This is a genomic window from Streptomyces sp. NPDC090994 (assembly GCF_044768905.1).
Classification (GTDB): Bacteria; Actinomycetota; Actinomycetes; order Streptomycetales; family Streptomycetaceae; genus Streptomyces.
Map to the genome: position 1 here is coordinate 139,491 of NZ_JBIVWS010000005.1, position 21,786 is coordinate 161,276.

Below are 21,786 nucleotides of genomic sequence, written 5' to 3' on the forward strand. Positions count from 1 at the left end.
ACCGACGAGTCAACTTACTCACGCGTAAGAAAGTCAAGGGGTCAGGCCGGTTCGGGCCGCGCCTGGTCAGGGCGGAGCAGCCGGGCCGCCGCCTCGATCGCCTCGGCGAGTTCCCGTACGTCCTCGTCCTCGGTGCGGGCCGCCAGGTCCCGGGCCCGCCCGGCGAGTTCGCCGAGGCCCGGGGCGCCGGGCAGGGATGGGTCCCGCTGCCCGGAGCGCAGGGCGTCGGCGAGGTAGGCGGCGGTCGCGGCGGTGCGCAGGCCGCGGTCCGCGGTCCACACCGAGCCGTCGAGGGCGTCGGCGCCCACCTCGCCGGACGCCTCGTGCGGGGCGCGGGTGTCCGGGTCGAGCCAGCGGACGGTGGCGGTGGCGAGGTGCCCCTCGGCGCCGGGCGCGGTGCGTACGGCGTACAGGGCGGTGACCGTGTGACCGGGGCCGGTCTCGCCGCCGTCCACGCGGTCGTCGCGGAAGCCGTCGTCGGCGACGCGGCGGTTCTCGTAGCCGACGAGGCGGTACTCCTCGACCGTCTCGGGGTCGAAGGCGACCTGGGCCTTGGCGTCGCGGGCGGTCAGGTCGAGGTGGCGGGGCAGTCGCTCGCCGAAGACCTCGCGGGCCTCCGCCTCGCTCGACACGTAGGCGGTGTGGCCGTCGCCCCGGTCGGCGAGGCGTTCCATCAGGGCGTCGCCGTAGTCGCCGCCGACGCCGACGCCGAAGAGGGTGACGCCGTGCTCGCGGCGCTCGTGCGCGACGCGTTCCAGGATGGTGTCGGCGTCGGTGTCGCCGTCGTTGGCGAGGGCGTCGGAGACCAGGACGACCCGGTTCGTGGCACCCTCGCGCACCCCCTCGACGGCCGTCTCGTAGCCGGCCTCGATGCCCGCGCCGAGGTCGGTGGAGTCGGCCGGCGTCAGGTCCTCGATCGCGTCGTGGACCTCGTCGCGGCCCTCGCCCAGGCGGGTCATCGGCAGGACGGTCTCGGCCTCGTCGCTGAAGGCGACGATCGCCACCGAGTCGTCGTCGCGCAGCCGGTCCGTCATGACGCCGAGGGAGTGCCGGGCGAGGTCGAGGCGGCCGGGTTCGGCCATGGAGCCGGAGACGTCGACGACGAAGGTGAGGGCGGCGGGCGGGCGGTCGCCCTCCCGGTCGGCGGCGCGGGTGGCCAGGCCGACCCGGACCAGGGACCAGTCCGCGTCGTCGGTGCGGGCGCCGTCGACGGTGACCGTGAAGCCGTCGCCGCCGGGGCGGTCGTAGTCCTGGCGGAAGCTGTTGACGAACTCCTCCGGGCGGACCGTCGACGGGTCGGGCAGCCGGCCCTCGGCGAGGGTGCGGCGGGCGAAGTCCCAGGAGGCGGTGTCGACGTCCAGGGCGAAGGTGGAGAGGTGGTCGTGGTCGTCGGGGGACGGCAGGGGGGCCGGGGTGGCGGGGGCGCGGCTCACGGCCGGTCCGTCGGCGGCCCGGTAGCCGCCGTCGGTCCCGCCCACGGTGCAGCCGGTGAGCAGCAGGCCGGCCGCCGGGATCAGCAGGAACGGGCTCTGGTGTCGTCGTCGCATGTGACGGTGACGCCGGGCCGGCGCGGAACGTGCGGACGGGTCAGGTCACGAAACGACATCCTTGCGGGCGAAGCCCCGGAAGGCCAGGGCGAACAGGACCAGGGCGTACGTCACCGACAGCGAGGTGCCCTGGATCATGCGGGTGAGGTCCAGTTGCGGCTGGACGGCGTCCAGCCAGGCGTACTGCCAGTGCGCGGGCAGGAAGGAGCGCCAGTCGCCGAGCGCCGTCACCTCGTCCAGGACGTTGCCGATGATGGTCAGACCCACCGCGCCGCCGACCGCGCCGAGCGGGGCGTCGGTCCTGGTGGAGAGCCAGAACGCCAGGGCGGCGGTGACCAGTTGGGAGACGAAGACGTACGCCGTCGTCAGGGCGAGGCGCCCGGTGGCGGTGCCGGTGGCCAGGGTGGAGCCGGTGGGCAGCTCCAGCGGGCCCCAGCCGTAGGCGGCCGTGCCGACGGCGAGGGCGACCAGGGGCAGCAGCACGATCGCGGCGAGGGACAGGGCGAGGCCCACGGTCAGCTTGGACAGCAGCAGCCGGGCGCGCGGGACGGGTGCCGCCAGCAGGTAGCGCAGGGAGGACCAGCTCGCCTCCGAGGCCACCGTGTCGCCGCAGAACAGGGCGACGGGGACGACCAGCAGGAAGCCCGCGGACGCGAACAGGGTGACGGCGGCGAAGTTGGCGCCGGACGCGGTGGCCGAGTCCATCAGGGAGACCTGGCCGGTGCGGCTCTCCGGTTCGCCGCCGACCGCGAACGCGATCAGCAGCACGAAGGGCAGGGCGAACAGGATGCCGCCCATCGCCATCGTGCGGCGCCGCTTGAGCTGGCGGACCAGTTCGACCCGGACCGGCAGGGTGCGGCCCGGGCGGTAGCCCTCGGCGACCTCGGCCCGCTCCATCAGCGTGGGCATGCGTCAGTCTCCGATCAGGGTGAGGAAGGCGTCTTCGAGGCGGCGGTGCGGGCCGACCGACGTGACGGGGATGTCCAGGCGCACCAGGTCGGCGACGAGCCGGCGGGCGGTGGCGCCGGGGTCCAGGCGGACCAGCAGGCCGTCGTCGGCGGGCACGGCGGAGGCCACGCCGGGCAGGGCGGCGACCTTCTCGACGACCGGGGCCTCCAGGGGCTCGTCGGTGCCGACCAGCAGGGTGTCGCCGGAGCCGATGATCTCCTGGACCGGGCCCGCCTGGACGAGGCGGCCGTGGTCCATGACCACCAGGTGGGTGCAGGACTGTTCGACCTCGGCGAGGAGATGGCTGGAGACGATGACCGTGCGGCCGGCCGCCGCGTAGCGGATCATCACCTCGCGCATCTCGCGGATCTGCGGCGGGTCCAGGCCGTTGGTCGGCTCGTCCAGGATGAGCAGGTCCGGCAGGCCCAGCATGGCCTGGGCGATGGCCAGGCGCTGGCGCATGCCCTGGGAGTACGTGCGCACCGCGCGGGCGAGCGCCTCGCCGAGGCCGGCGATCTCCAGGGCCTCGTCCAGGTGGGCGTCCTCGGGCGGGCGGCCGGTGGCCTTCCAGTACAGCTCCAGGTTCTCCCGCCCGGACAGGTGCGGCAGGAAGCCCGCGCCCTCGACGAACGCGCCGACCCGGGACAGGACGGAGGCGCCGGGCGCGATGGCGTGCCCGAAGACCCGGATCTCGCCGCCGTCCGGGGTGATCAGGCCCATCAGCATGCGCAGGGTGGTGGTCTTGCCGGCGCCGTTGGGGCCGAGCAGGCCGAGGACCTGGCCCTTCTCGACGCGGAAGGAGAGGTCGCGGACCGCGTACCGGTCGGTGGACTTGGCGTACTTCTTGGTGAGGCCGGTGATCTGGAGGGGGACCTCGGCGAGGGCGGGGTCGGGCGGCGGGGCCGCGGTGCGGCGGCGGGCGGTCAGCAGCAGCGCGGCGGCGACGGCCGCTCCGGCGAGCGGCGCCCACCAGACCCAGGCGGGCAGCCCGGCCGCCTGCCCGGTGGCCCCGAGGGCGGTCGGCACCTTCAGGGCGCTCTTGACGGAGACCGTGTACGTGGCGGGGGACGCCGGGGAGGCGTAGCCGAGGTCGGTGGAGGAGAACACCACCCGCAGGCGGTGGCCGTCGGCCAGGTCGTGGTCGATCGCCGGGAGGGTGACGGTGACGTCCTCGCCGTCCTCGGCTCTCAGCGGGGTGACCAGTTGGGAGGGGAGGACCTGCGAGCCGCCGCCGGGGGCGACGTCGTACATCTTGGCGAAGAGGACGGCCTGGTCGGAGGTGGACTCGACGTGGACCGTGACGGTGGGCGAGCCGGTGATCTGGAGGTCGCCGCGGACCGGCGCGGACTCGAACGCCGCGTACTGGCCGGGGAAGTCCAGGGAGACGCCGATGCCGAGGGAGGAGAGCTGGGAGAGGCCGCCGGCGGCGCCGAGGCCGGGGAGGGCGGAGACGGAGGGCGGGTTGGCGCCCGCCGGGTTCTCGAAGCTCTGCTCGCGGCCGGAGAGTTCGATGGAGCGGGGGTCGGCGGTCAGGCCGGGGTAGGTGTCGGAGTCGACGCCGCTGAGGCGGGGTTCGCCGTCGCCGCTGCCGGTGCCGATGGTGCGGGTGACGCGGAAGGCGGGGCCGGTTGAGGCGCTCTCGTCGTCCTTCAGGTAGCGGTCGAACCACGCCGTCGTACGGGCCTGGAGGCGGTCGCCCTCCAGGTCGCCGCCGTCGTGTCCGCCGGAGATCCAGTCGACGTCGACGGGGGCGCCGTTCGCCTCGATCGTCTTGGCGGCGGCGTCGGCCTGGCCGAGCGGGAAGAGGGAGTCGGTCTGGCCCTGCATGAGGAGGGTGGGGACGTCGATGCGGTCGCCGACCGCCTGCGGGCTGCGCTCTTCCAGCAGTTCGCGGGCCTCGGTGTCCGGCTGTCCGGACTCGGCGACGCGCTCGTACATCGCGCAGAGGGTGTCCTCGAAACGGGCGCAGCCGCCGCCGGAGTTGACGAAGATGCCGGCCCACAGCTTCTTGAAGACGCCGTCGGGGAACAGGGCGTCGGCGAGGTTCCAGTACGTGATCGCGGGCGCGATGGCGTCCACGCGGTCGTCGTGCCCGGCGGTCAGCAGGGCGATGGCGCCGCCGTAGGAGGCACCGGCCATGCCGACGCGGGGGTCGCCCGCCTTGTCCAGCTGGACCTGGGGCTGCTTCGCCAGCCAGTCGATGAGCTTCGAGACGTCCGCGACCTCGGCGTCGGGGGCGTTGAGGGCGATCTTGCCGGTGGACTCGCCGAAGCCGCGGGCGGACCAGGTGAGGACCGCGTAGCCGTCCTGGGCCAGCTTCTCGGCCTGGGCGCGGACGTCGTCCTTGGAGCCGCCGAAGCCGTGGCCCAGGAGGACGGCGGGGCGGTCGCCGTCGGCATCCGCGGTGAAGTACGAGGTGTCGATGCGGATGCCGGGGGCGGTGGTGAGGGTTCTGTCGGTGCGGGTCACCCGCGGTGGGTCGTCGTCCGCCGCGGCGGTCCAGGTGCCGGCGGCGGCCAGCACCGCGACAGCGGCCGCGGCGGCCGGCCAACGGCGCTTGCCGCGCAGTCGAAGATCCATGCGGTAACGGTACGGGGTGAAGCTGTCGGGTTGTTATCGACCGGGGGGTGAGAAAGGCCCCCTCCGCTGGGGGTACGCGTAGGGGGTGGGTACTGCGGGTGGGGTAGGCGGGCGCGGGTCGTGTGCGGCTGGCCGCGCCCACGCGGCGGACCGCGGATCTCTACGGCCCCGCGCCCCTAGCCGTTGGTCTCCGCGTCCTCGGGAATCGAGACCAGCCAGCGGGTCTCGCGTCGCGGGCGGAGGTAGCAGGCCCAGTAGAGAGTTGCCGCCGCCGCGATGCCGCCCGTCCACAGGAGGTACTCCGTCTCCTGCTGGGTCAGGATGTACGCGAGTACGGCGATCAGCAGGACCGGGACCGCCGGCCACAGGGGCATGCGCCAGGCGGCGGCGTGGTGGTGGCGGCCTCGGCGGGCCAGCAGGGCGGCGATGGCGACCAGCAGGTACATGCCGGTGACCGACACGCCCGTCACGCCGTACAGGGTGTCCAGGTTCACGAAGCACAGGGCCGCGCCGGGGATACCGACGGCGAGGGTGGCGACCCAGGGGGAGCCGAAGCGGCCGAGCTTGGCGAAGACGGTGTTGACCGGGCCGGGCCACGCCTTGTCGCGGGCGGAGGCGAACAGGACGCGGGAGTTCTGGATGACCATCACGATGCCCGCGTTGATGATCGCGAGGGCGACGCAGAGGCTGACGAAGGTGCCGGTGGCGGAGTTGGACCAGGCGGTGACCATGGCGCCGATGTCGCCGCCGCTCAGCTCGGCCAGGTCGGCGGCGCCCAGCGTGAGGGCGACGACCGGGACCAGGATGACCGCGGTGGAGATGGCGAGGGTGGCCAGAACCGTACGGGCGACGTTGCGGCGCGGGTTCTCCAGTTCCTCGGAGAGGTAGACGGCGGTGGAGAAGCCCTGGGTGACGAAGAGGGCGATGGCGAGGCCGGAGACGACCAGCATGGCGGTGACGGTGTCCGCGTGGCCGTCCGGGCCGGCCACCTCCATCGAGGCGAGGCTGCCGGGGCCGCGCTCGGCGTGGGCGAAGCCCAGCACCGCGACCAGGGCCGCCGCGATGACCTCCAGGACCAGGAAGACGCCGGTGATCCAGGCGTTGGCGCGCAGGTCGAGCAGGCCGGCCAGGGTGGCGAGCAGCATGACGCCGGCGCCCGCGACCGACGGGTCGAGGTCGACGACGGGGGCGAGGTAGTCGGCGGTGCCCATGGCGATGACCGGCGGGACGATCACGACGACCAGCAGGGAGAGGACGAACACCAGCCAGCCGGCCAGCCGTCCGGCCATCGTCGAGACCATGGCGTACTCGCCGCCCGCGCTGGGGACGAGGGTGCCCAGCTCGCAGTAGCAGAACGCCACGGCGATACAGAGCAGTGAGCCGATGGCGATGGTGAGGGCGGTGGCGGTGCCCAGGGAGCCGAACAGGTCGGGGACGACGACGAAGAGGGTGGAGGCGGGGGTTACGCAGGAGAGCGTCAGCAGGGTGCCGCCGACGACGCCTATGGAGCGCTTCAGGGTCCGGGGGCTGCCGGTGCCGGCATCCGGTGCCGGGGGGACGAGGGGTTCGGCAGGGCGGAGCGTGTCGGTCATGCGGCGGTCCGATCGACTCGTGCGGCAGAGGGTGACGGACGGGAGCGCTATCGCCTCCGGCGGCTCAGGTGGTACTCCTCGTGGTCCGCTCCCGGTTGCGCAGCATTAACCCCGACGAAAAGCGTGTCGTCAATGGGTGATCGCCTACGGAATTCGCAGCTCAGAGGGGTACTGGATAGCCATCAGGACACAACAGGGCCGTGGGGAGCGCGCATTGCCGTCCTGCGGGAACCGCAGCGGCCGGGCGTAAAAAACAGGCCCGTCCGCGGCGCGGACGGGCCCGGGGGCGGGTTTGTCAGTGGTGGCGCGGGAAGCCCAGGTCGACGCCGGACGGGGCCTCGGACGGGTCCGGCCAGCGGGTGGTGACGACCTTGCCGCGAGTGTAGAAGTGGGTGCCGTCGTTGCCGTAGACGTGGTGGTCGCCGAAGAGGGAGTCCTTCCAGCCGCCGAAGGAGTGGTAGCCGACGGGGACCGGGATCGGCACGTTGACGCCGACCATGCCGGCCTCCACCTCCAGCTGGAAGCGGCGGGCGGCGCCGCCGTCCCGGGTGAAGATCGCGGTGCCGTTGCCGAACGGGGAGGCGTTGATGAGGGCGAGGCCCTCCTCGTACGTCTCCGCGCGCAGGACGCACAGCACCGGGCCGAAGATCTCGTCCTGGTACGCCTTCGCCGAGGTGGGCACCTTGTCGAGCAGGGAGATGCCGATCCAGTGGCCGTCCTCGTGGCCGTCGACGGTGAAGCCGGTGCCGTCGAGGACGACCTCGCAGCCCTCGGCCGCCGCGCCCGCGACGTAGGAGGCGACCTTGTCGCGGTGGGCCCTGGTGATCAGCGGGCCCATCTCGCTGGTCGGGTCGTCGCCGGGGCCGATCTTGATCTTCTCGGCGCGTTCGCGGATCTTGTCGACGAGCACGTCGCCGGTGGCGCCGACGGCGACGACCGCGGAGACGGCCATGCAGCGCTCGCCGGCGGAGCCGTAGGCGGCGCTCACCGCCGCGTCGGCCGCCGCATCCAGGTCGGCGTCGGGCAGCACGAGCATGTGGTTCTTGGCGCCGCCGAGCGCCTGCACGCGCTTGCCGTGGGCGGAGGCGGTGGTGTGGATGTGGCGGGCGATGGGCGTCGAGCCGACGAACGACACCGCCTTGACGTCGGGGTGCTCCAGCAGGCGGTCGACGGCCGTACGGTCGCCGTGGACGACGTTGAGGACGCCGTCGGGCAGGCCGGCCTCGGTGAGCAGTTCGGCGATCCGGACGGAGGCCGAGGGGTCCTTCTCGCTCGGCTTGAGCACGAAGGTGTTGCCGCAGGCGATGGCGAGGGGGAACATCCACAGCGGCACCATCGCCGGGAAGTTGAACGGCGTGATGCCCGCGACCACGCCCAGCGGCTGCCGGATGGCGGCCACGTCGACGCGGGTGGCGACCTGCGTCGACAGCTCGCCCTTCAGCTGCACGGTGATGCCGCAGGCCAGGTCGACGATCTCCAGGCCGCGGGCGACCTCGCCGAGGGCGTCGGAGTGCACCTTGCCGTGCTCGGCGGTGATCAGCGCGGCCAGTTCGTCGCGGTGGGCGTCCAGCAGGGCGCGGAAGCGGAAGAGGATCTCCGTACGCCGGGCGAGCGAGGACTGTCCCCAGGTCGCGTACGCCTCCCGGGCGGCGGCGACCGCGGCGTCCACCTCCTCGGCCGAGGCGAAGGCGACGTGGGCGGTGACCGCGCCGGTGGCCGGGTTCGTCACCGGTCCGGACCTGCCCGAGGTGCCTTCGACGGTCCTGCCGCCGATCCAGTGGTTGACGATGTCCGTCATGGCCGTGAACTCCTTCGCAGACCGGGGGGCGGGGTCAGGGGTCGGTACGGAGAACATCCCATCAGGCGGGGACCCGCCACCGGGCCCGACACAGTGTCTGCGGTTGCGGGGCCGACGTAGACAGGTGCGGGGGTGCCGCCGCGCCGGAGGCGTTCCCTGACCGGCGCGGCACGGTCACCGTACGGCCCCCGCCGCGAGCGCCGCCGCCACCTCGCCGGCGGTCGGCATGGCGGAGGAGCACTCCAGGCGGGAGGCGACGATGGCGCCCGCGGCGTTGGCGTACCGCATGGTCCGCTCCAGCTCCCAGCCGGCCAGCAGGCCGTGGCAGAGGGCACCGCCGAAGGCGTCGCCCGCGCCGAGGCCGTTGAGGACGTCGACCGGCAGCGGCGGAACCCGGACGCTCGCGCCCCGGTCGTCGGCGGCGAGGACGCCCTCGGGGCCCTGTTTGACGACCGCGAGCCGCACGCCCGCGTCGAGGAGGGCGCGGGCGGCGGCGTGCGGTTCGCGGACGCCGGTGGCGACCTCCACCTCGTCGAGGTTGCCGACGGCGACGGTGGCGTGCCGCAGGGCCTCCCGGTAGAAGGGGCGGGCCGCGTCCGGCGCGTCCCAGAACATGGGGCGCCAGTCCAGGTCGAAGACGGTCGTGCCGGTCCCGGCGCGGTGCGCGAGGGCGGCGAGGGTCGCCGTGCGGCTGGGCTCCGCGCACAGGCCGGTGCCGGTGACCCAGAAGACGCGGGCGTCGCGGACGGCGTCCAGGTCGAGGTCGTGGGCGTCCAGCTCCAGGTCGGGGGCCTTGGGCTGCCGGTAGAAGTAGAGCGGGAAGTGGTCCGGCGGGAAGACCTCGCAGAAGGTGACCGGGGTGGGCAGTCCGGGCACCGGGGTGACCCAGCGGTCGTCGACGCCGAAGTCGCGCAGGGCCTGGTGCAGGTAGGCGCCGAAGGGGTCGTCGCCGGTACGGGTGATCACCGCCGTGCGGCGGCCGAGGCGGGCGGCGGCGACCGCGACGTTGGTGGCCGAGCCGCCGAGGAACTTGCCGAAGGACGTGACCCGCGCCAGCGGGACGCCCGTCTGCAACGGGTAGAGGTCGACCCCGATCCGTCCCATGGTGATCACGTCGTACGCCATCCGCGGCCCCTCGGTGTCGGTCCGTCCCGGCGGCCCTGCCGTACCTGAACCCTTCCCCCGGCGTCAAAGCGCCACGCCCGCCGTCCGGCGCGCTCCGTGCGTCACTTCTGTCACGAACACCTCGGCCGTGTCACGGCTGTCGCGGGTACGCCGGTCTTCCGTCACACCCGCGTACACCACCCGTCCCGCCCTCACGCTCAGTCGTTGAACGGTCACAGGTTGATGATCGCCAGCGCGGCGCCCGGCTCCCTCGACGGCCGTTCCCGGCCGCCCCCGGGGCGCGCGCGGGGAGGTGTGACGCATGACCGACCGAACCCTCTGGTCCTACAAGGACATCGCGGCCCACATCAGGGTGCAGCCGGACACCGTACGGTCGTACCGCAAGCACGGCCTGCTGCCCCCGCCCGACCACGTGGAGGCCGGCAGGCCCTACTGGTACGCCGACACGGTCCGCGCCTGGGTGGCGTCCCGGCCGGGCAGAGGGGGGCGCGGGGAGCGCTGACCCGGCGGCACCGACGACGAGGGCGGCGGCGTGGGCGGCCCGCCGGCACCCGAACGGACGACACCCGTACCCCCTAGGGGTATGCTGGGAGGCAGGTGATTCCACCATGGGTCACGGGTACCCCACCCACACGCCCCGACGAGGAGTAGACATGACCGCCCCTACCGGCACCTCGGATTCCGTCACCACCGTCTACAAGGTCAGCGGGATGAGCTGCGGACACTGCGAGGGCGCCGTCTCCGGCGAGATCGGCGAGATCCCCGGCGTCAGTTCCGTGAAGGCCGTCGCCTCCACCGGCGAGGTCACCGTCGTCTCCGCGGCGGCGCTGGACGAGGAAGCGGTGCGCGCCGCCGTGGACGAGGCGGGCTTCGAGCTCGTCGGCCGCGCCTGAGCGGCCCGCCCGCCCCTCGCCCTCACGCGCGCTCGCGCGTACGTCCGCGCGCCGTCCGCACACGGAGCCCATCCCTCGCGACCGGGCCGCGTCGCATGCCGCCCGGTCGGCCGTCTGGAGCCGGAGCATGACCACCACCACCGCCCGCACCCCGTCCGCGCCACCCCCGTCCGCGCCGCCCCCGGGGGACGACGCGCCCGGCCGCTCGCGGACCGAACTGCGCATCGGGGGCATGACCTGTGCCTCCTGCGCGGCCCGCGTCGAGAAGAAGCTCAACCGCATGGACGGCGTCACCGCCACGGTGAACTACGCGACCGAGAAGGCCCGGATCTCCTACCCGCCGGGCATCGAGGTCGCCGACCTGATCGCCACCGTGGAGCGCACCGGGTACACGGCGGAGGAACCGCCCCCGCCCGAGCCCGCGCCGGCCTCCGAAGGCGGGGAGGCCCGGCCGGCCGACGACGACCCGGAGCTGTCCGCCCTGGGCGGCCGCCTGGCCGTCTCCGCGCTGCTCGCCCTCCCCGTCGTGCTGCTGGCCATGGTCCCGGCCGCGCAGTTCGACAACTGGCAGTGGCTCTCGCTCACCCTGGCCGCGCCCGTCGTCGTCTGGGGCGGCCTCCCCTTCCACCGCGCCACCTGGACCAACCTGCGGCACGGCGCCGCCACCATGGACACCCTGGTGACGCTCGGCACCCTCGCGGCGTTCGGCTGGTCGCTGTGGGCCCTGTTCTTCGGCGACGCCGGCATGCCGGGCATGCGCCACCCCTTCGACCTGACCGCCTCCCCCGCCGACGGCTCCTCGGCGATCTACTTGGAAGTGGCCGCGGGCGTCACCGTCTTCCTGCTCCTCGGCCGCTATCTGGAGGCCCGCTCCAAGCGGCGCGCGGGCGCCGCGCTCAAGGCGCTGATGGAACTGGGCGCCAAGGACGTGACCGTCCTGCGCGACGGCCGCGAGGTGCGCGTCCCGGCGGACCGGCTGGCGGTCGGCGACCTGTTCGTCGTACGCCCCGGCGAGAAGATCGCCACCGACGGCACGGTCGTCGAGGGCACCTCGGCGGTGGACGCCTCGCTGCTGACCGGCGAGTCCGTGCCGGTGGACGTCACGCCCGGGGACACCGTCACCGGCGCCACGGTCAACGCCGGCGGCCGGCTGGTGATCGAGGCCACCCGGGTCGGCGCCGACACCCGGCTCGCCCGGATGGCCCGCATGGTGGAGGACGCCCAGAACGGCAAGGCCCGCGTGCAGCGCCTCGCCGACCGGGTCTCCGGGATATTCGTGCCCGTGGTGCTGCTGATCGCGGTGGGCACCTTCGGGGGCTGGCTGGGCGCCACCGGCGACACGGTGGCCGCGTTCACCGCGGCCGTCGCGGTCCTGATCATCGCCTGCCCCTGCGCGCTGGGCCTGGCCACCCCCACCGCCCTCCTGGTCGGCACCGGGCGCGGCGCCCAGCTCGGCATCCTCATCAAGGGCCCCGAGGTCCTGGAGTCCACCCGCCGCGTCGACACCGTCGTCCTCGACAAGACCGGCACCGTCACCACCGGCCGCATGACCCTGCACACCGTGTACGCCGCCCAGGGCACCGACGAGCGGGAGCTGCTGCGCCTCGCCGGTGCCGTCGAGCACGCCTCCGAGCACCCCGTCGGCCGGGCCGTCGCCGCGGGCGCCGCGGAGCGCGTCGGCACGCTGCCCCCGGTCGAGGGCTTCACCAACGTGCCGGGGCGGGGCGTACGCGGGCGCGTGGAGGGCCGCGAGGTCACCGTGGGGCGCCTGTTCGAGCAGGTCCCGGACGAGATCGCGGGGGCCGCCGAGGAGGCCGAGCGGGAGGGACGTACGGCCGTCCTGGTCGGCTGGGACGGCGCGGTGCGCGGGATGGTCGCCGTGGCCGACGCGGTGAAGGAGACCAGCGCCGAAGCGGTCGCCCGGCTGCGGGCGCTCGGCCTGCGTCCGGTCCTGCTCACCGGCGACAACCGCACCGTCGCCGAGTCCGTCGCCCGCCAGGTCGGCATCGACGAGGTGATCGCCGACGTGCTGCCCGAGGACAAGGTCGCCGTCGTCGAACGCCTGCGCGCCGAGGGCCGTACGGTCGCCATGGTCGGCGACGGGGTCAACGACGCCGCCGCGCTCGCCACCGCCGACCTGGGCCTGGCGATGGGGACCGGCACCGACGTCGCCATCGAGGCGAGCGACCTGACCCTGGTCCGGGGCGACCTGCGGGTCGCCGCCGACGCCATCCGGCTCTCCCGCCGCACCCTCGCCACGATCAAGGGGAACCTCGTCTGGGCCTTCGGCTACAACGTCGCCGCCCTGCCGCTCGCCGCCGCCGGGCTGCTCAACCCGATGATCGCGGGCGCGGCGATGGCCTTCTCCTCCGTCTTCGTCGTCACCAACAGCCTCCGGCTGCGCACATTTCACTGAGGTCTCGAACCCCGGGCGCCTCTGGAGTCCGGCACCTCTCTCCCATAAGCTCTTCACAAGGCTCGCGCATCTTCCTTACGCTGGGGTCTCGTTCGGCATACCGGTCGCCCGCCCACCTGACGGACAGGAGCGGGAGACACAGCTCACAGTGATCCGAACGTAACCATCGGAGGGATTCGAAGGTCTAAGTTGACAATGTCAGGGAGCGTCTTGGGGGGCGCGAACTGGCATCCGGGGATGTCTTGGGGGACTTGCCCGGAGATGCGTTGCCGGGGCAGTACGTACACCGGGAAGCTTTGAGCGGCCCTCCCGGAGGTGCACTGTCCCGGCAGACCGCAGCAGTACGCCAGACGGCACAGCAGTACAGCGATTCAGGCGCTGTTCTCTCAGACGCCCGGCCGGATCCCGTGGGGGGAATCCGCACCGGGACATGGGAAGGCGCCCTGGTCGTCGGCCCGTGGGGGGACCGGCGCCGGGGCGCCTTTCGCTTGTCCGGATACGCGTGGGTCCCGTACCGCCGGGCGGTACGGGACCGTCGGTGAACCCTCAGCGCTCCTCGACGGGGACGAAGTCGCGCTCGACCACGCCGGTGTAGATCTGGCGCGGGCGGCCGATGCGGGAACCCGGCTCCTTGATCATCTCGTGCCACTGGGCGATCCAGCCCGGCAGCCGGCCCAGGGCGAACAGGACCGTGAACATCTCGGTCGGGAAGCCCATGGCCCGGTAGATCAGGCCGGTGTAGAAGTCGACGTTCGGGTAGAGGCTGCGCGAGACGAAGTAGTCGTCGGAGAGCGCGTGCTCCTCCAGCTTCAGGGCGATGTCCAGCAGCTCGTCGGACTTGCCGAGGGCGGAGAGGACGTCGTGCGCGGCGGCCTTGATGATCTTGGCGCGCGGGTCGAAGTTCTTGTAGACCCGGTGGCCGAAGCCCATCAGGCGGACGCCGTCCTCCTTGTTCTTCACCTTGCGGATGAAGGAGTCGACGTCGCCGCCGGCGTCGCGGATGCCTTCCAGCATCTCCAGCACCGACTGGTTGGCGCCGCCGTGCAGCGGGCCCCACAGCGCGTTGATGCCGGCCGAGATCGACGCGAACATGTTGGCCTGGGACGAACCCACCAGGCGGACCGTGGAGGTCGAACAGTTCTGCTCGTGGTCCGCGTGCAGGATCAGCAGCTTGTCCAGGGCCGCGACGACCGTCGGGTCCAGGTCGTACTCCTGGGCCGGCACCGAGAACGTCATGCGCAGGAAGTTCTCGACGTAGCCGAGGTCGTTGCGCGGGTAGACGAAGGGGTGGCCGACCGACTTCTTGTACGCGTACGCCGCGATCGTCGGAAGCTTGGCGAGCAGGCGGATCGTGGAGAGGTTGCGCTGCTGCTCGTCGAACGGGTTGTGGCTGTCCTGGTAGAACGTCGACAGCGCCGAGACCACCGACGACAGCATGGCCATCGGGTGGGCGTCGCGCGGGAAGCCCTTGTAGAAGTTCTTGACGTCCTCGTGCAGCAGGGTGTGCTGCGTGATCTCGTCCTTGAACGACGCCAGCTCGTCGACCGTCGGCAGCTCGCCGTTGATCAGCAGGTAGGCGACCTCCAGGAAGGTGGAGCGCTCGGCCAGCTGCTCGATCGGGTAGCCGCGGTAGCGGAGGATGCCGGCTTCGCCGTCCAGATAGGTGATGGCGGATTTGTAGGCGGCGGTGTTGCCGTAACCGCTGTCCAGCGTGACCAGACCGGTCTGGGCGCGGAGCTTCCCGATGTCGAAGCCCTTGTCGCCGACGGTGCTGTCGATCACCGGGTAGGTGTACTCGCCGTCGCCGTACCGCAGTACTACTGAGTTGTCGCTCACGTCTTCCCTCACCGACGTAGTGCCTCATCTTCGAGGTGCCCTGACTGTCTCTACCATCCCCCACTTGGCTCAGGAGAGTGCACTCGGGGTCGACCATCGGGCCTATCGGCGGCACTGAGTGCCGCCAACTTGCTCATACTGCCCCCTCCGCTCCCCTTCGGGAAGTGGTCTGTGACCTTCGCGACTCATTTGATCGATCATTTGTTACGTGCGTCCGGAGCGCCGAGCCGGAAGTCCAGCGCCGTGCAGCGGCGCCCGGCCGACACCGTGCGCACCGCCTGCCCGATCGCCTTGCGGGAACCGACGAGGACGACGAGCTTCTTCGCCCGGGTGACCGCCGTATACAGCAGGTTGCGCTGGAGCATCATCCAGGCGCCGGTGGTCACCGGGATCACCACCGCCGGGTACTCGCTCCCCTGCGAGCGGTGGATGGTCACCGCGTAGGCGTGGGCCAGTTCGTCCAGTTCGTCGAAGTCGTACGGGACCTCCTCGTCCTCGTCGGTCAGTACGGTGAGCCGCTGCTCCACCGGGTCGAGGGAGGTGACGACCCCCACCGTGCCGTTGAAGACGCCGTTCTCGCCCTTCTCGTAGTTGTTCCTGATCTGTGTGACCTTGTCGCCGACTCTGAAAACGCGTCCGCCGAACCGCTTCTCGGGGATGTCGGGGCGGCCCGGGGTGACGGCCTGCTGGAGGAGCCCGTTCAGGGTGCCCGCGCCGGCCGGTCCCCGGTGCATCGGCGCCAGCACCTGCACGTCCCGGCGCGGGTCGAGCCCGAACCTGGCCGGGATGCGCCGCGCCGCCACGTCGACGGTGAGCCGGCCCGCCTCCTCCGTGTCGTCCTCGACGAAGAGGAAGAAGTCCTTCATGCCGTCGGTGACCGGGTGCTGACCGGAGTTGATCCGGTGCGCGTTGGTCACCACGCCCGACTGCTGGGCCTGGCGGAAGACCCGGGTGAGGCGGACGGCGGGGACAGGGCTGGAGTCGGCGAGGAGGTCGCGGAGCACCTCCCCGGCGCCGACGGACGGCAACTGGTCCACGTCCCCGACGAACAGCAGGTGCGCCCCCGGCGGAACGGCCTTCACCAGCTTGTTGGCGAGCAGCAGGTCCAGCATCGACGCCTCGTCGACCACCACCAGGTCGGCGTCGAGCGGCCGGTCCCGGTCGTAGGCGGCGTCGCCGCCCGGCTTCAGCTCCAGCAGCCGGTGGACCGTGGACGCCTCGGCGCCGGTCAGCTCCGCCAGCCGCTTGGCGGCCCGCCCGGTCGGCGCGGCGAGCACGACCTTGGCCTTCTTCGCGCGGGCCAGCTCCACCACCGACCGCACCGTGAACGACTTGCCGCATCCCGGCCCGCCGGTGAGCACGGCGACCTTCTCGGTGAGCGCCAGCTTCACGGCGGCCTCCTGCTCGGGCGCCAGCTCGGTCCCCGTGCGCCCCTTCAGCCACCCGAGCGCCTTGTCCCACGGGACGTCCTGGAAGCCGGGCATCCGGTCCTCGTCGGCCCGCAGCAGCCGCCGCAGCTGCCCGGCCAGCGACAGCTCGGCCCGGTGGAAGGGCACCAGATACACGGCGGTGACGGGCTCCCCGCCCTCCGGGCCGGGCACCTTCTCCCGTACGACGCCGGGGTCCGCGCCGTCCTCCTCCGGCTCGGCGGCCAGCTCGGCGAGGCACTCGATGACCAGCCCGGTGTCGACCTGGAGCAGCTTCACCGCGTCGGCGATCAGCTTCTCCTCGGGGAGGTAGCAGTGCCCCTGGTCGGTGGCCTGGCTCAGCGCGTACTGGAGCCCGGCCTTCACCCGGTCCGGGCTGTCGTGCGGGATGCCGACGGACTGGGCGATCTTGTCGGCGGTGAGGAACCCGATGCCCCAGACGTCGGCGGCGAGCCGGTACGGCTGGTTCTTGACGACGGAGATCGAGGCGTCGCCGTACTTCTTGTAGATCCGCACGGCGATGGAGGTGGACACCTCCACCGTCTGGAGGAAGAGCATGACCTCCTTGATCGCCTTCTGCTCCTCCCAGGCGTCGGCGATCTTCTTGGTGCGTTTGGGGCCCAGGCCCGGGACCTCGATCAGCCGCTTGGGCTCCTCCTCGATGACGGTGAGCGTGTCGAGGCCGAAGTGCTGGGTGATGCGGTCGGCGAAGACCGGCCCGATGCCCTTGACCAGACCGGAACCGAGGTAGCGCCGGATGCCCTGGACGGTGGCGGGCAGGACGGTGGTGTAGTTCTCGACGTGGAACTGCTTGCCGTACTGGGGGTGGCTCCCCCAGCGGCCCTCCATCCGCAGCGACTCCCCCACCTGCGCGCCGAGCAGCGCGCCGACCACCGTGAGCAGGTCGCCGGCGCCTCTGCCGGTGTCGACGCGGGCGACCGTGTAGCCGTTCTCCTCATTGGCGTACGTGATGCGCTCCAGGACGCCTTCGAGCACGGCGAGCCGCCGTTCGCCGGGGGCCGCTGCGGACTGGTCGGTCATGATCCGACGGTACCGGGGGGCTGTGACAGCGGGCGGTCCGGCGGGGAGTCGCTCAGTAGTCTTGACACATGGACTACGCCAAGATGCGCGCCATCGCCGCGGACCTCGGGGCCTACGCCGAGCAGCTCGAAGGAGCTTGGAGCGTGGAGATCGGGCCGTCCGGTCCGATACTGGCCATGATGTGTCCCTCGAAGCGGCACGAGGGCACGGTCCGACGCATCCGCAATCAGCTCAACACGCAGCTTCCTGCCACCCACCCGGGCCACGTCTGCGAGAACGGCCCCGAGATCGAGCACCCGGCGCTGGGCCGTATGCGCCGGCCCGACGCCGTGGTCATCCCCGAGACCGCTCTGGACGAAGAGGGTCTCGCCGTCGACGCTACGCAGGTGCTGGCCGCCATCGAGATCGTCTCCCCGTCCAACCCGAGCAACGACTACGACGCGAAGCTCGCGGACTATCCCGCCATGGGCATCCCGCTCTACCTGATCGTCGACCCGCGCACCGGCACGATCGAGGTCCACTCCGAGCCCTGCAAGGGCCGTTACAGCAACAAGGAGCCGTACATCTTCGGCGACTCGGTGCCGTTCGGGCCGTGGACCGTGGAGACGTCGGAGTTCCGGCGGTACGGGAAGGACGGCAGGTCTTAGGGAGGCCCCGGGGACGGGGTGCGGGGCGGCTGTTACACGGATGTCGATCTTCGAGGTAACCGTTCGGGCCTGTTGATCGTCTTGTCCTGCACCAACAGTCTCCCGGAACGGTGTGCCCTGATGAGATCCGCGCGTCCCGCCCTGTTCGACCGTCTGCCCGGCCGGCCCATCGCCGCGGTCCTGGCCGCCGCCGGGGTGCTCGCCGGGGTGATGGTCGGCCAGGGCGGTCTGGACACCGTGGTCGGGTGCGGGATCCCGCAGGACGCGTACGCGTCGCAGAGCGCGTCGGACTGGGTCACCAACGCCGACCACGTCGTCGTGGCGACGCCCACCGCGGAGAAGGAGATCAACCGGGAGGACTACACCGAGGGTTCGGTGAAGTACACGGCGGACCGGGACGTGACCTTCCGTGCGGACGACGTCCTGTGGTCCGCCGGGTCGCCCCGGCAGGAACTGGGCGACAGCTTCGACATGGTCGCCCCCGGGTGGCGGGTCTACGACAGCGGTACGCGCATCAAGCGGACGGCCGCGGCGGCGCCCCGGCTGGAGACCGGGCACACCTATCTGCTCGCGCTGCGCTGGGTCGACGACGCGTGGGTCGTGCTCGGGGAGGGCGCGGCCGTACCGTTCGACGACCATGTCGCCGGGCAGGGCGAGTGGTGCGGGCGGGTGCTGAGCAAGGAGGACGTGTCACTCGGGGAGCGGTTCTCCCGGGAGGACGACAAGAGCCTGGAGAAGGCGGTCTTCGGCCGGAACGAGGAGGCGGTCAGCGCGGCGCTGCGGAAGGCGCGGAAGTCGTGAGCGCTCCGGCGGGGGCGGCGCCGGGAGTGCCTACGCCTCCGTTTCGCTCGCCGTCCGCTTGAGGGACTCGACGAACGCGGTGAAGGAGGACGCCGGGAAGGTGAGGGTGGGCGCGTGGGGGGTCTTCGAGTCGCGGACGGCTGTGCGGGTGGGTGAGGTCGCCACTTCCACGCAATCGTTGCCGTCGCCTTCGCCGGAGTAGGAGGACTTGCGCCAACTGTTCATGTGAGACCTCACAGTTCTTTCGCCAGCCGGTTGATGAAATCACGCGAGGGGACGGGGTCCAGTGACACGGCCCGCATCTTATGAAACCGGGTCCGGTAGGCGCCCAGCTGTGCCTCGGAGTCGAGGAGGACCGAGCCATGGGGCGCGTCGCGCAATACGGTGTCCAGCCTGGGCACGGGACCGCCCGCGTACGTCATCGTGCTCGACGCCCTGGCGAAGCCGTCCAGGTCGAACGGGATGACGCGCACGGTGACATGGCTCGCTTCGGACAGGTCGAGAAGACGGGCCAGCTGGGCCCTGGAGGCGGCGCGGTCGCTGACTCTGATCCGTAGCGCCGCCTCGTGGACCAACGTCTCGTACGGAGTGGTGGACCTCTGGCGCGCTTTTCGGTGCTCGATGCGCAACTCAAGTTCCTCAGCGGTCAGTTCCGGCAGCCTGGAGGAGAAGACCGCTCGCGAGTAGTCCTCCGTCTGCAACAGGCCCGGCACGTACAGGATCGCCACGTTACGCAGGAAGCGAGCGTGGTGTTCCAGCTCGGACAAGTCCAGGAACGACGTGGGCAGTCGACCCCGGTACGCCTCCCACCAGCCGCGCGTCCGGTCCGTGGCCATGTCCACCAGCGCGTCGATGTACTCCGTGTCCGTGCAGGCGTAATGGGATGCGAGTCGACGCAGGCGCTCCTCGCTCACGCCCGTGAGGCCCAGCTCGATATGACTGATCTGCGCCCTGCTCGCCCCCAGCAGCGCCGCTGACTGGATGACGGTCAGGCCGGCCGCCTCGCGAAGTCTGCGCAGCTCGGCACCCAGCCGCACCTGACGTGCTGTTGGTTCGCGTCTTTGGACCATGGGTCGCTCTCCTCTTTTGAGGGGCCGATCACGCGATCAGCTTGTCACGGGTAGCAGAATACCCATACCGTCTGTGACGAGACGAACACAGCGTGGAAGCGCACCGCTCCGTCCTGCCGTGACGGCCGCGGCACTGCCACCGCGCACGGCGCCCTCCCTCTCGTTCATTCATCCGCTCACTCTCACCGGAGTCGATGACGCATGCCCGAAGCCTGGAACTACACCCTCCACATCCCGAACGACCTCAGAGCGGTCACTGTCTGCCGCCGCACCCTGCGGCTCATCCTCACCATGCACGGCCTCATCGGCCTGGTGGACACTGCGGAGTTGCTCGCCACCGAACTGGTCTCCAACGCCGTACGGCATACGAAAGGCCCCGCCGCCTTGCGGGTCCGGTGGACTCCGCCCGGAACGTTGCGGATCGGGGCCTGGGACACCGATCCGGAGCCACCGGAACCGCCGGCGTCATGCGCCCGCGTGGCCGATGCGGAGGAAGGCCGAGGACTGACCCTCGTGCGGGCGTGTGCCGACGCGTGGGGCTGGTATCCGCTGCCCGGGGAGGGGAGCCGGGGCAAGTACGTGTGGTGCGAGGTGGGGGTGACTCAAGGGGACCGATCCGGACATCTGTCGCAACGCCGATGACACGTCCGCCTCTTGAGTCCCATTCGCACCACGGCACGTGAGTTGTCCCGGTGCTCTGGCGTGCCCTCACCGGCCCGGCTATTTTCGACGTACGAGATGCCCATACCGGGGCATCCCGACATAGGGGGAACATTGCGCAAGCTCGCAGCAACGGTCGCCGGCATGACTCTCGCCCTGGGTGCCCTCGGGGTCACCCTGGCGCCGAGCGCCTCGGCCGCGACAGCCTGTCCGTCCGGCGCGGTCTGCATCCGCGAAGCGAACGGCAGCATCCTGAACAAGAACATCTTCTACAGCTACGGCGCCCACAACCTGTCCAACGTGACCGGTACCCGGGTGATCGTGAACAACCAGACGGGAGGCGCCGGCTTCCAGATCTGCAAGGGGTACAACGGCGCCGACTGCTACCCCGTGCAGCGCGCCACCGGCGCCTACGCGCCGTACGACTTCACGCCGATCAACTCGGTCGTGCTCGTACGGTAAGGACAGTGGGTGGTGCCGTGCGGCCGGCCGGCTCTCCGGCCCCCGCACGGCACCGCCGTCTCATCGGCGGCCGGTGGCGGTGTCGGTGGCGGTGTCGAGGAGTTCGCGGGCCGTGGACACGAAGTCGCCCCGGGCCGCGTCGAACTGCCGTAGCGCCTCGGCGTGTTCGCTGCCCATCCGCAGGGCCGCCTCCCACGAGGGGTCGCCGAGCAGGGCGTGCCGCTGCTCGGCCGTGAAGAGGCCGCACGCGTCCAGGGCCTCGGCCGCGCGGTGGCGCGCGGATTCGTAGGCGGACCGGTCCGCTCGGCCGGTGTCGTGGCGGAAGGCGGCTTCGCGCAGTTGGGTCAGTGCCCGGTGGGCCGCGCGGGCGAGGGCGGACGGGGACCCGCTGTCGGCCTGGTCCGTCGCGGCACCGGTCGCCGTACTCAGGACGTGCATGGCGGTGGCGCGTGGGGCCAGCCGCCGGGCCTGCTCGTCGGCCACGAGGCAACGCCGCTGTGCCGTCCGGGCGAGGTCCGTGAGAGGGGCCGGGCCTTCCAGCTCCACCACCGCGAAGGCCGCCGTCACCGCGCGCGAGGCGGCCGACAGGGCGTCGGCATCGAGGAGTTCGGGCCGGGCGACCAGCTCCTTGACCTCGTCGAGCGCGGTGACGAACGCCGCGTAGGCGTCCCGTCTGATCTCCCGGCGCCACTGCTCGTGCGCGGCGCGCTGCGCGGCATGCGTCTGGTCGAGGGCCGCCCGGTAGGTCATGTCGGCCTGCGCCAGCACCGCGTCCGCCTGCGCGATCGCCCCGCGCAACTGCACCCGGGCGGCGGCCAGGGCGCCGAGGGCGCCGACGGCCACCCCCAGGAGCGTGCACACCGCGCCCACGATCGTGGACATCCCCTCGGAGTCCATGGGCTCACCCGCCGTACAGGGCGGCGCGGGAGGCGGGAGGCACGTA

At 72.0% G+C, this 21,786-nt stretch carries 18 protein-coding genes; 7 read left to right on the top strand and 11 right to left on the bottom strand.

What is annotated here, in order from left to right; translation table 11 throughout:
• Positions 1-41: 41 nt before the first annotated feature.
• From ACIQR3_RS13470 to iolC, 6 genes are all read right to left on the bottom strand, one after another.
• The gene (locus ACIQR3_RS13470) at positions 42-1,547 is read right to left on the bottom strand and encodes a von Willebrand factor type A domain-containing protein (protein WP_403537986.1); all 1,506 of its coding nucleotides are present in this window, start codon (positions 1,545-1,547) and stop codon (positions 42-44) included.
• A gap of 45 nt (positions 1,548-1,592) precedes the next feature.
• Positions 1,593-2,456 carry an ABC transporter permease gene (locus tag ACIQR3_RS13475; RefSeq protein WP_403537988.1) on the bottom strand — a complete coding sequence of 288 codons (864 nt, stop codon included), beginning with the start codon at positions 2,454-2,456 and terminating at the stop codon, positions 1,593-1,595.
• 3 nt (positions 2,457-2,459) lie between these two features.
• Positions 2,460-5,075, bottom strand: a complete 2,616-nt coding sequence (locus ACIQR3_RS13480; RefSeq protein ID WP_403537989.1) for a CocE/NonD family hydrolase — start codon at positions 5,073-5,075, stop codon at positions 2,460-2,462.
• 176 nt (positions 5,076-5,251) lie between these two features.
• Entirely contained in the window at positions 5,252-6,667 is a 1,416-nt protein-coding gene (locus ACIQR3_RS13485; protein WP_403537991.1) for an APC family permease, read from the bottom strand.
• A 295-nt stretch (positions 6,668-6,962) separates the two neighbouring features.
• Positions 6,963-8,465, bottom strand: a complete 1,503-nt coding sequence (gene mmsA / locus ACIQR3_RS13490; protein ID WP_403537992.1) for a CoA-acylating methylmalonate-semialdehyde dehydrogenase — start codon at positions 8,463-8,465, stop codon at positions 6,963-6,965.
• A 174-nt stretch (positions 8,466-8,639) separates the two neighbouring features.
• Complete coding sequence (gene iolC, locus ACIQR3_RS13495) at positions 8,640-9,590, bottom strand: 5-dehydro-2-deoxygluconokinase (protein ID WP_403537994.1); 951 nt, start codon at positions 9,588-9,590, stop codon at positions 8,640-8,642.
• Between the two features lie 301 nt (positions 9,591-9,891).
• Between iolC and ACIQR3_RS13500 the strand changes: the two genes are divergently transcribed.
• The 3 genes from ACIQR3_RS13500 to ACIQR3_RS13510 all read left to right on the top strand — a co-directional run bounded on the left by ACIQR3_RS13500 (position 9,892) and on the right by ACIQR3_RS13510 (position 12,899).
• Positions 9,892-10,092, top strand: a complete 201-nt coding sequence (locus ACIQR3_RS13500; RefSeq protein WP_403537995.1) for a helix-turn-helix transcriptional regulator — start codon at positions 9,892-9,894, stop codon at positions 10,090-10,092.
• A gap of 151 nt (positions 10,093-10,243) precedes the next feature.
• Entirely contained in the window at positions 10,244-10,483 is a 240-nt protein-coding gene (locus ACIQR3_RS13505) for a heavy-metal-associated domain-containing protein (RefSeq protein WP_403537997.1), read from the top strand.
• Between the two features lie 127 nt (positions 10,484-10,610).
• Complete coding sequence (locus tag ACIQR3_RS13510) at positions 10,611-12,899, top strand: heavy metal translocating P-type ATPase (protein WP_403537999.1); 2,289 nt, start codon at positions 10,611-10,613, stop codon at positions 12,897-12,899.
• 546 nt (positions 12,900-13,445) lie between these two features.
• Here ACIQR3_RS13510 and ACIQR3_RS13515 read toward each other — a convergent pair.
• Positions 13,446-14,735 carry a citrate synthase gene (locus tag ACIQR3_RS13515; protein WP_403538000.1) on the bottom strand — a complete coding sequence of 430 codons (1,290 nt, stop codon included), beginning with the start codon at positions 14,733-14,735 and terminating at the stop codon, positions 13,446-13,448.
• A 197-nt stretch (positions 14,736-14,932) separates the two neighbouring features.
• Complete coding sequence (locus ACIQR3_RS13520) at positions 14,933-17,203, bottom strand: ATP-dependent RecD-like DNA helicase (protein WP_403538001.1); 2,271 nt, start codon at positions 17,201-17,203, stop codon at positions 14,933-14,935.
• A gap of 68 nt (positions 17,204-17,271) precedes the next feature.
• Here ACIQR3_RS13520 and ACIQR3_RS13525 point away from each other — a divergent pair, with 68 nt between their 5' ends.
• Both ACIQR3_RS13525 and ACIQR3_RS13530 read left to right on the top strand, forming a co-directional pair.
• The gene (locus ACIQR3_RS13525) at positions 17,272-17,850 is read left to right on the top strand and encodes a Uma2 family endonuclease (RefSeq protein WP_215165930.1); all 579 of its coding nucleotides are present in this window, start codon (positions 17,272-17,274) and stop codon (positions 17,848-17,850) included.
• A gap of 120 nt (positions 17,851-17,970) precedes the next feature.
• Positions 17,971-18,651: a hypothetical protein gene (locus ACIQR3_RS13530; protein WP_403538003.1), complete on the top strand. Its 681-nt coding sequence runs from the start codon at positions 17,971-17,973 to the stop codon at positions 18,649-18,651.
• A 30-nt stretch (positions 18,652-18,681) separates the two neighbouring features.
• On the opposite strand, the gene ACIQR3_RS13535 is transcribed toward ACIQR3_RS13530, so the two are convergent.
• Together ACIQR3_RS13535 and ACIQR3_RS13540 are read right to left on the bottom strand one after the other, a co-directional pair.
• Positions 18,682-18,876, bottom strand: a complete 195-nt coding sequence (locus ACIQR3_RS13535) for a DUF397 domain-containing protein (RefSeq protein ID WP_403538005.1) — start codon at positions 18,874-18,876, stop codon at positions 18,682-18,684.
• 8 nt (positions 18,877-18,884) lie between these two features.
• Positions 18,885-19,721: a helix-turn-helix domain-containing protein gene (locus ACIQR3_RS13540; RefSeq protein ID WP_403538006.1), complete on the bottom strand. Its 837-nt coding sequence runs from the start codon at positions 19,719-19,721 to the stop codon at positions 18,885-18,887.
• Between the two features lie 201 nt (positions 19,722-19,922).
• On the opposite strand from ACIQR3_RS13540, the gene ACIQR3_RS13545 reads away from it, so the two are divergent.
• Together ACIQR3_RS13545 and ACIQR3_RS13550 are read left to right on the top strand one after the other, a co-directional pair.
• Entirely contained in the window at positions 19,923-20,363 is a 441-nt protein-coding gene (locus tag ACIQR3_RS13545) for an ATP-binding protein (RefSeq protein WP_403538008.1), read from the top strand.
• A 162-nt stretch (positions 20,364-20,525) separates the two neighbouring features.
• A complete protein-coding gene (locus ACIQR3_RS13550) occupies positions 20,526-20,843 on the top strand; it encodes a hypothetical protein (RefSeq protein WP_251074775.1) in 318 nt (105 codons plus the stop codon).
• A gap of 60 nt (positions 20,844-20,903) precedes the next feature.
• Here ACIQR3_RS13550 and ACIQR3_RS13555 read toward each other — a convergent pair whose 3' ends face one another.
• On the bottom strand, positions 20,904-21,740 hold the full coding sequence (locus tag ACIQR3_RS13555) for a hypothetical protein (protein ID WP_403538010.1): 837 nt from the start codon (positions 21,738-21,740) through the stop codon (positions 20,904-20,906).
• Positions 21,741-21,786 lie beyond the last annotated feature (46 nt).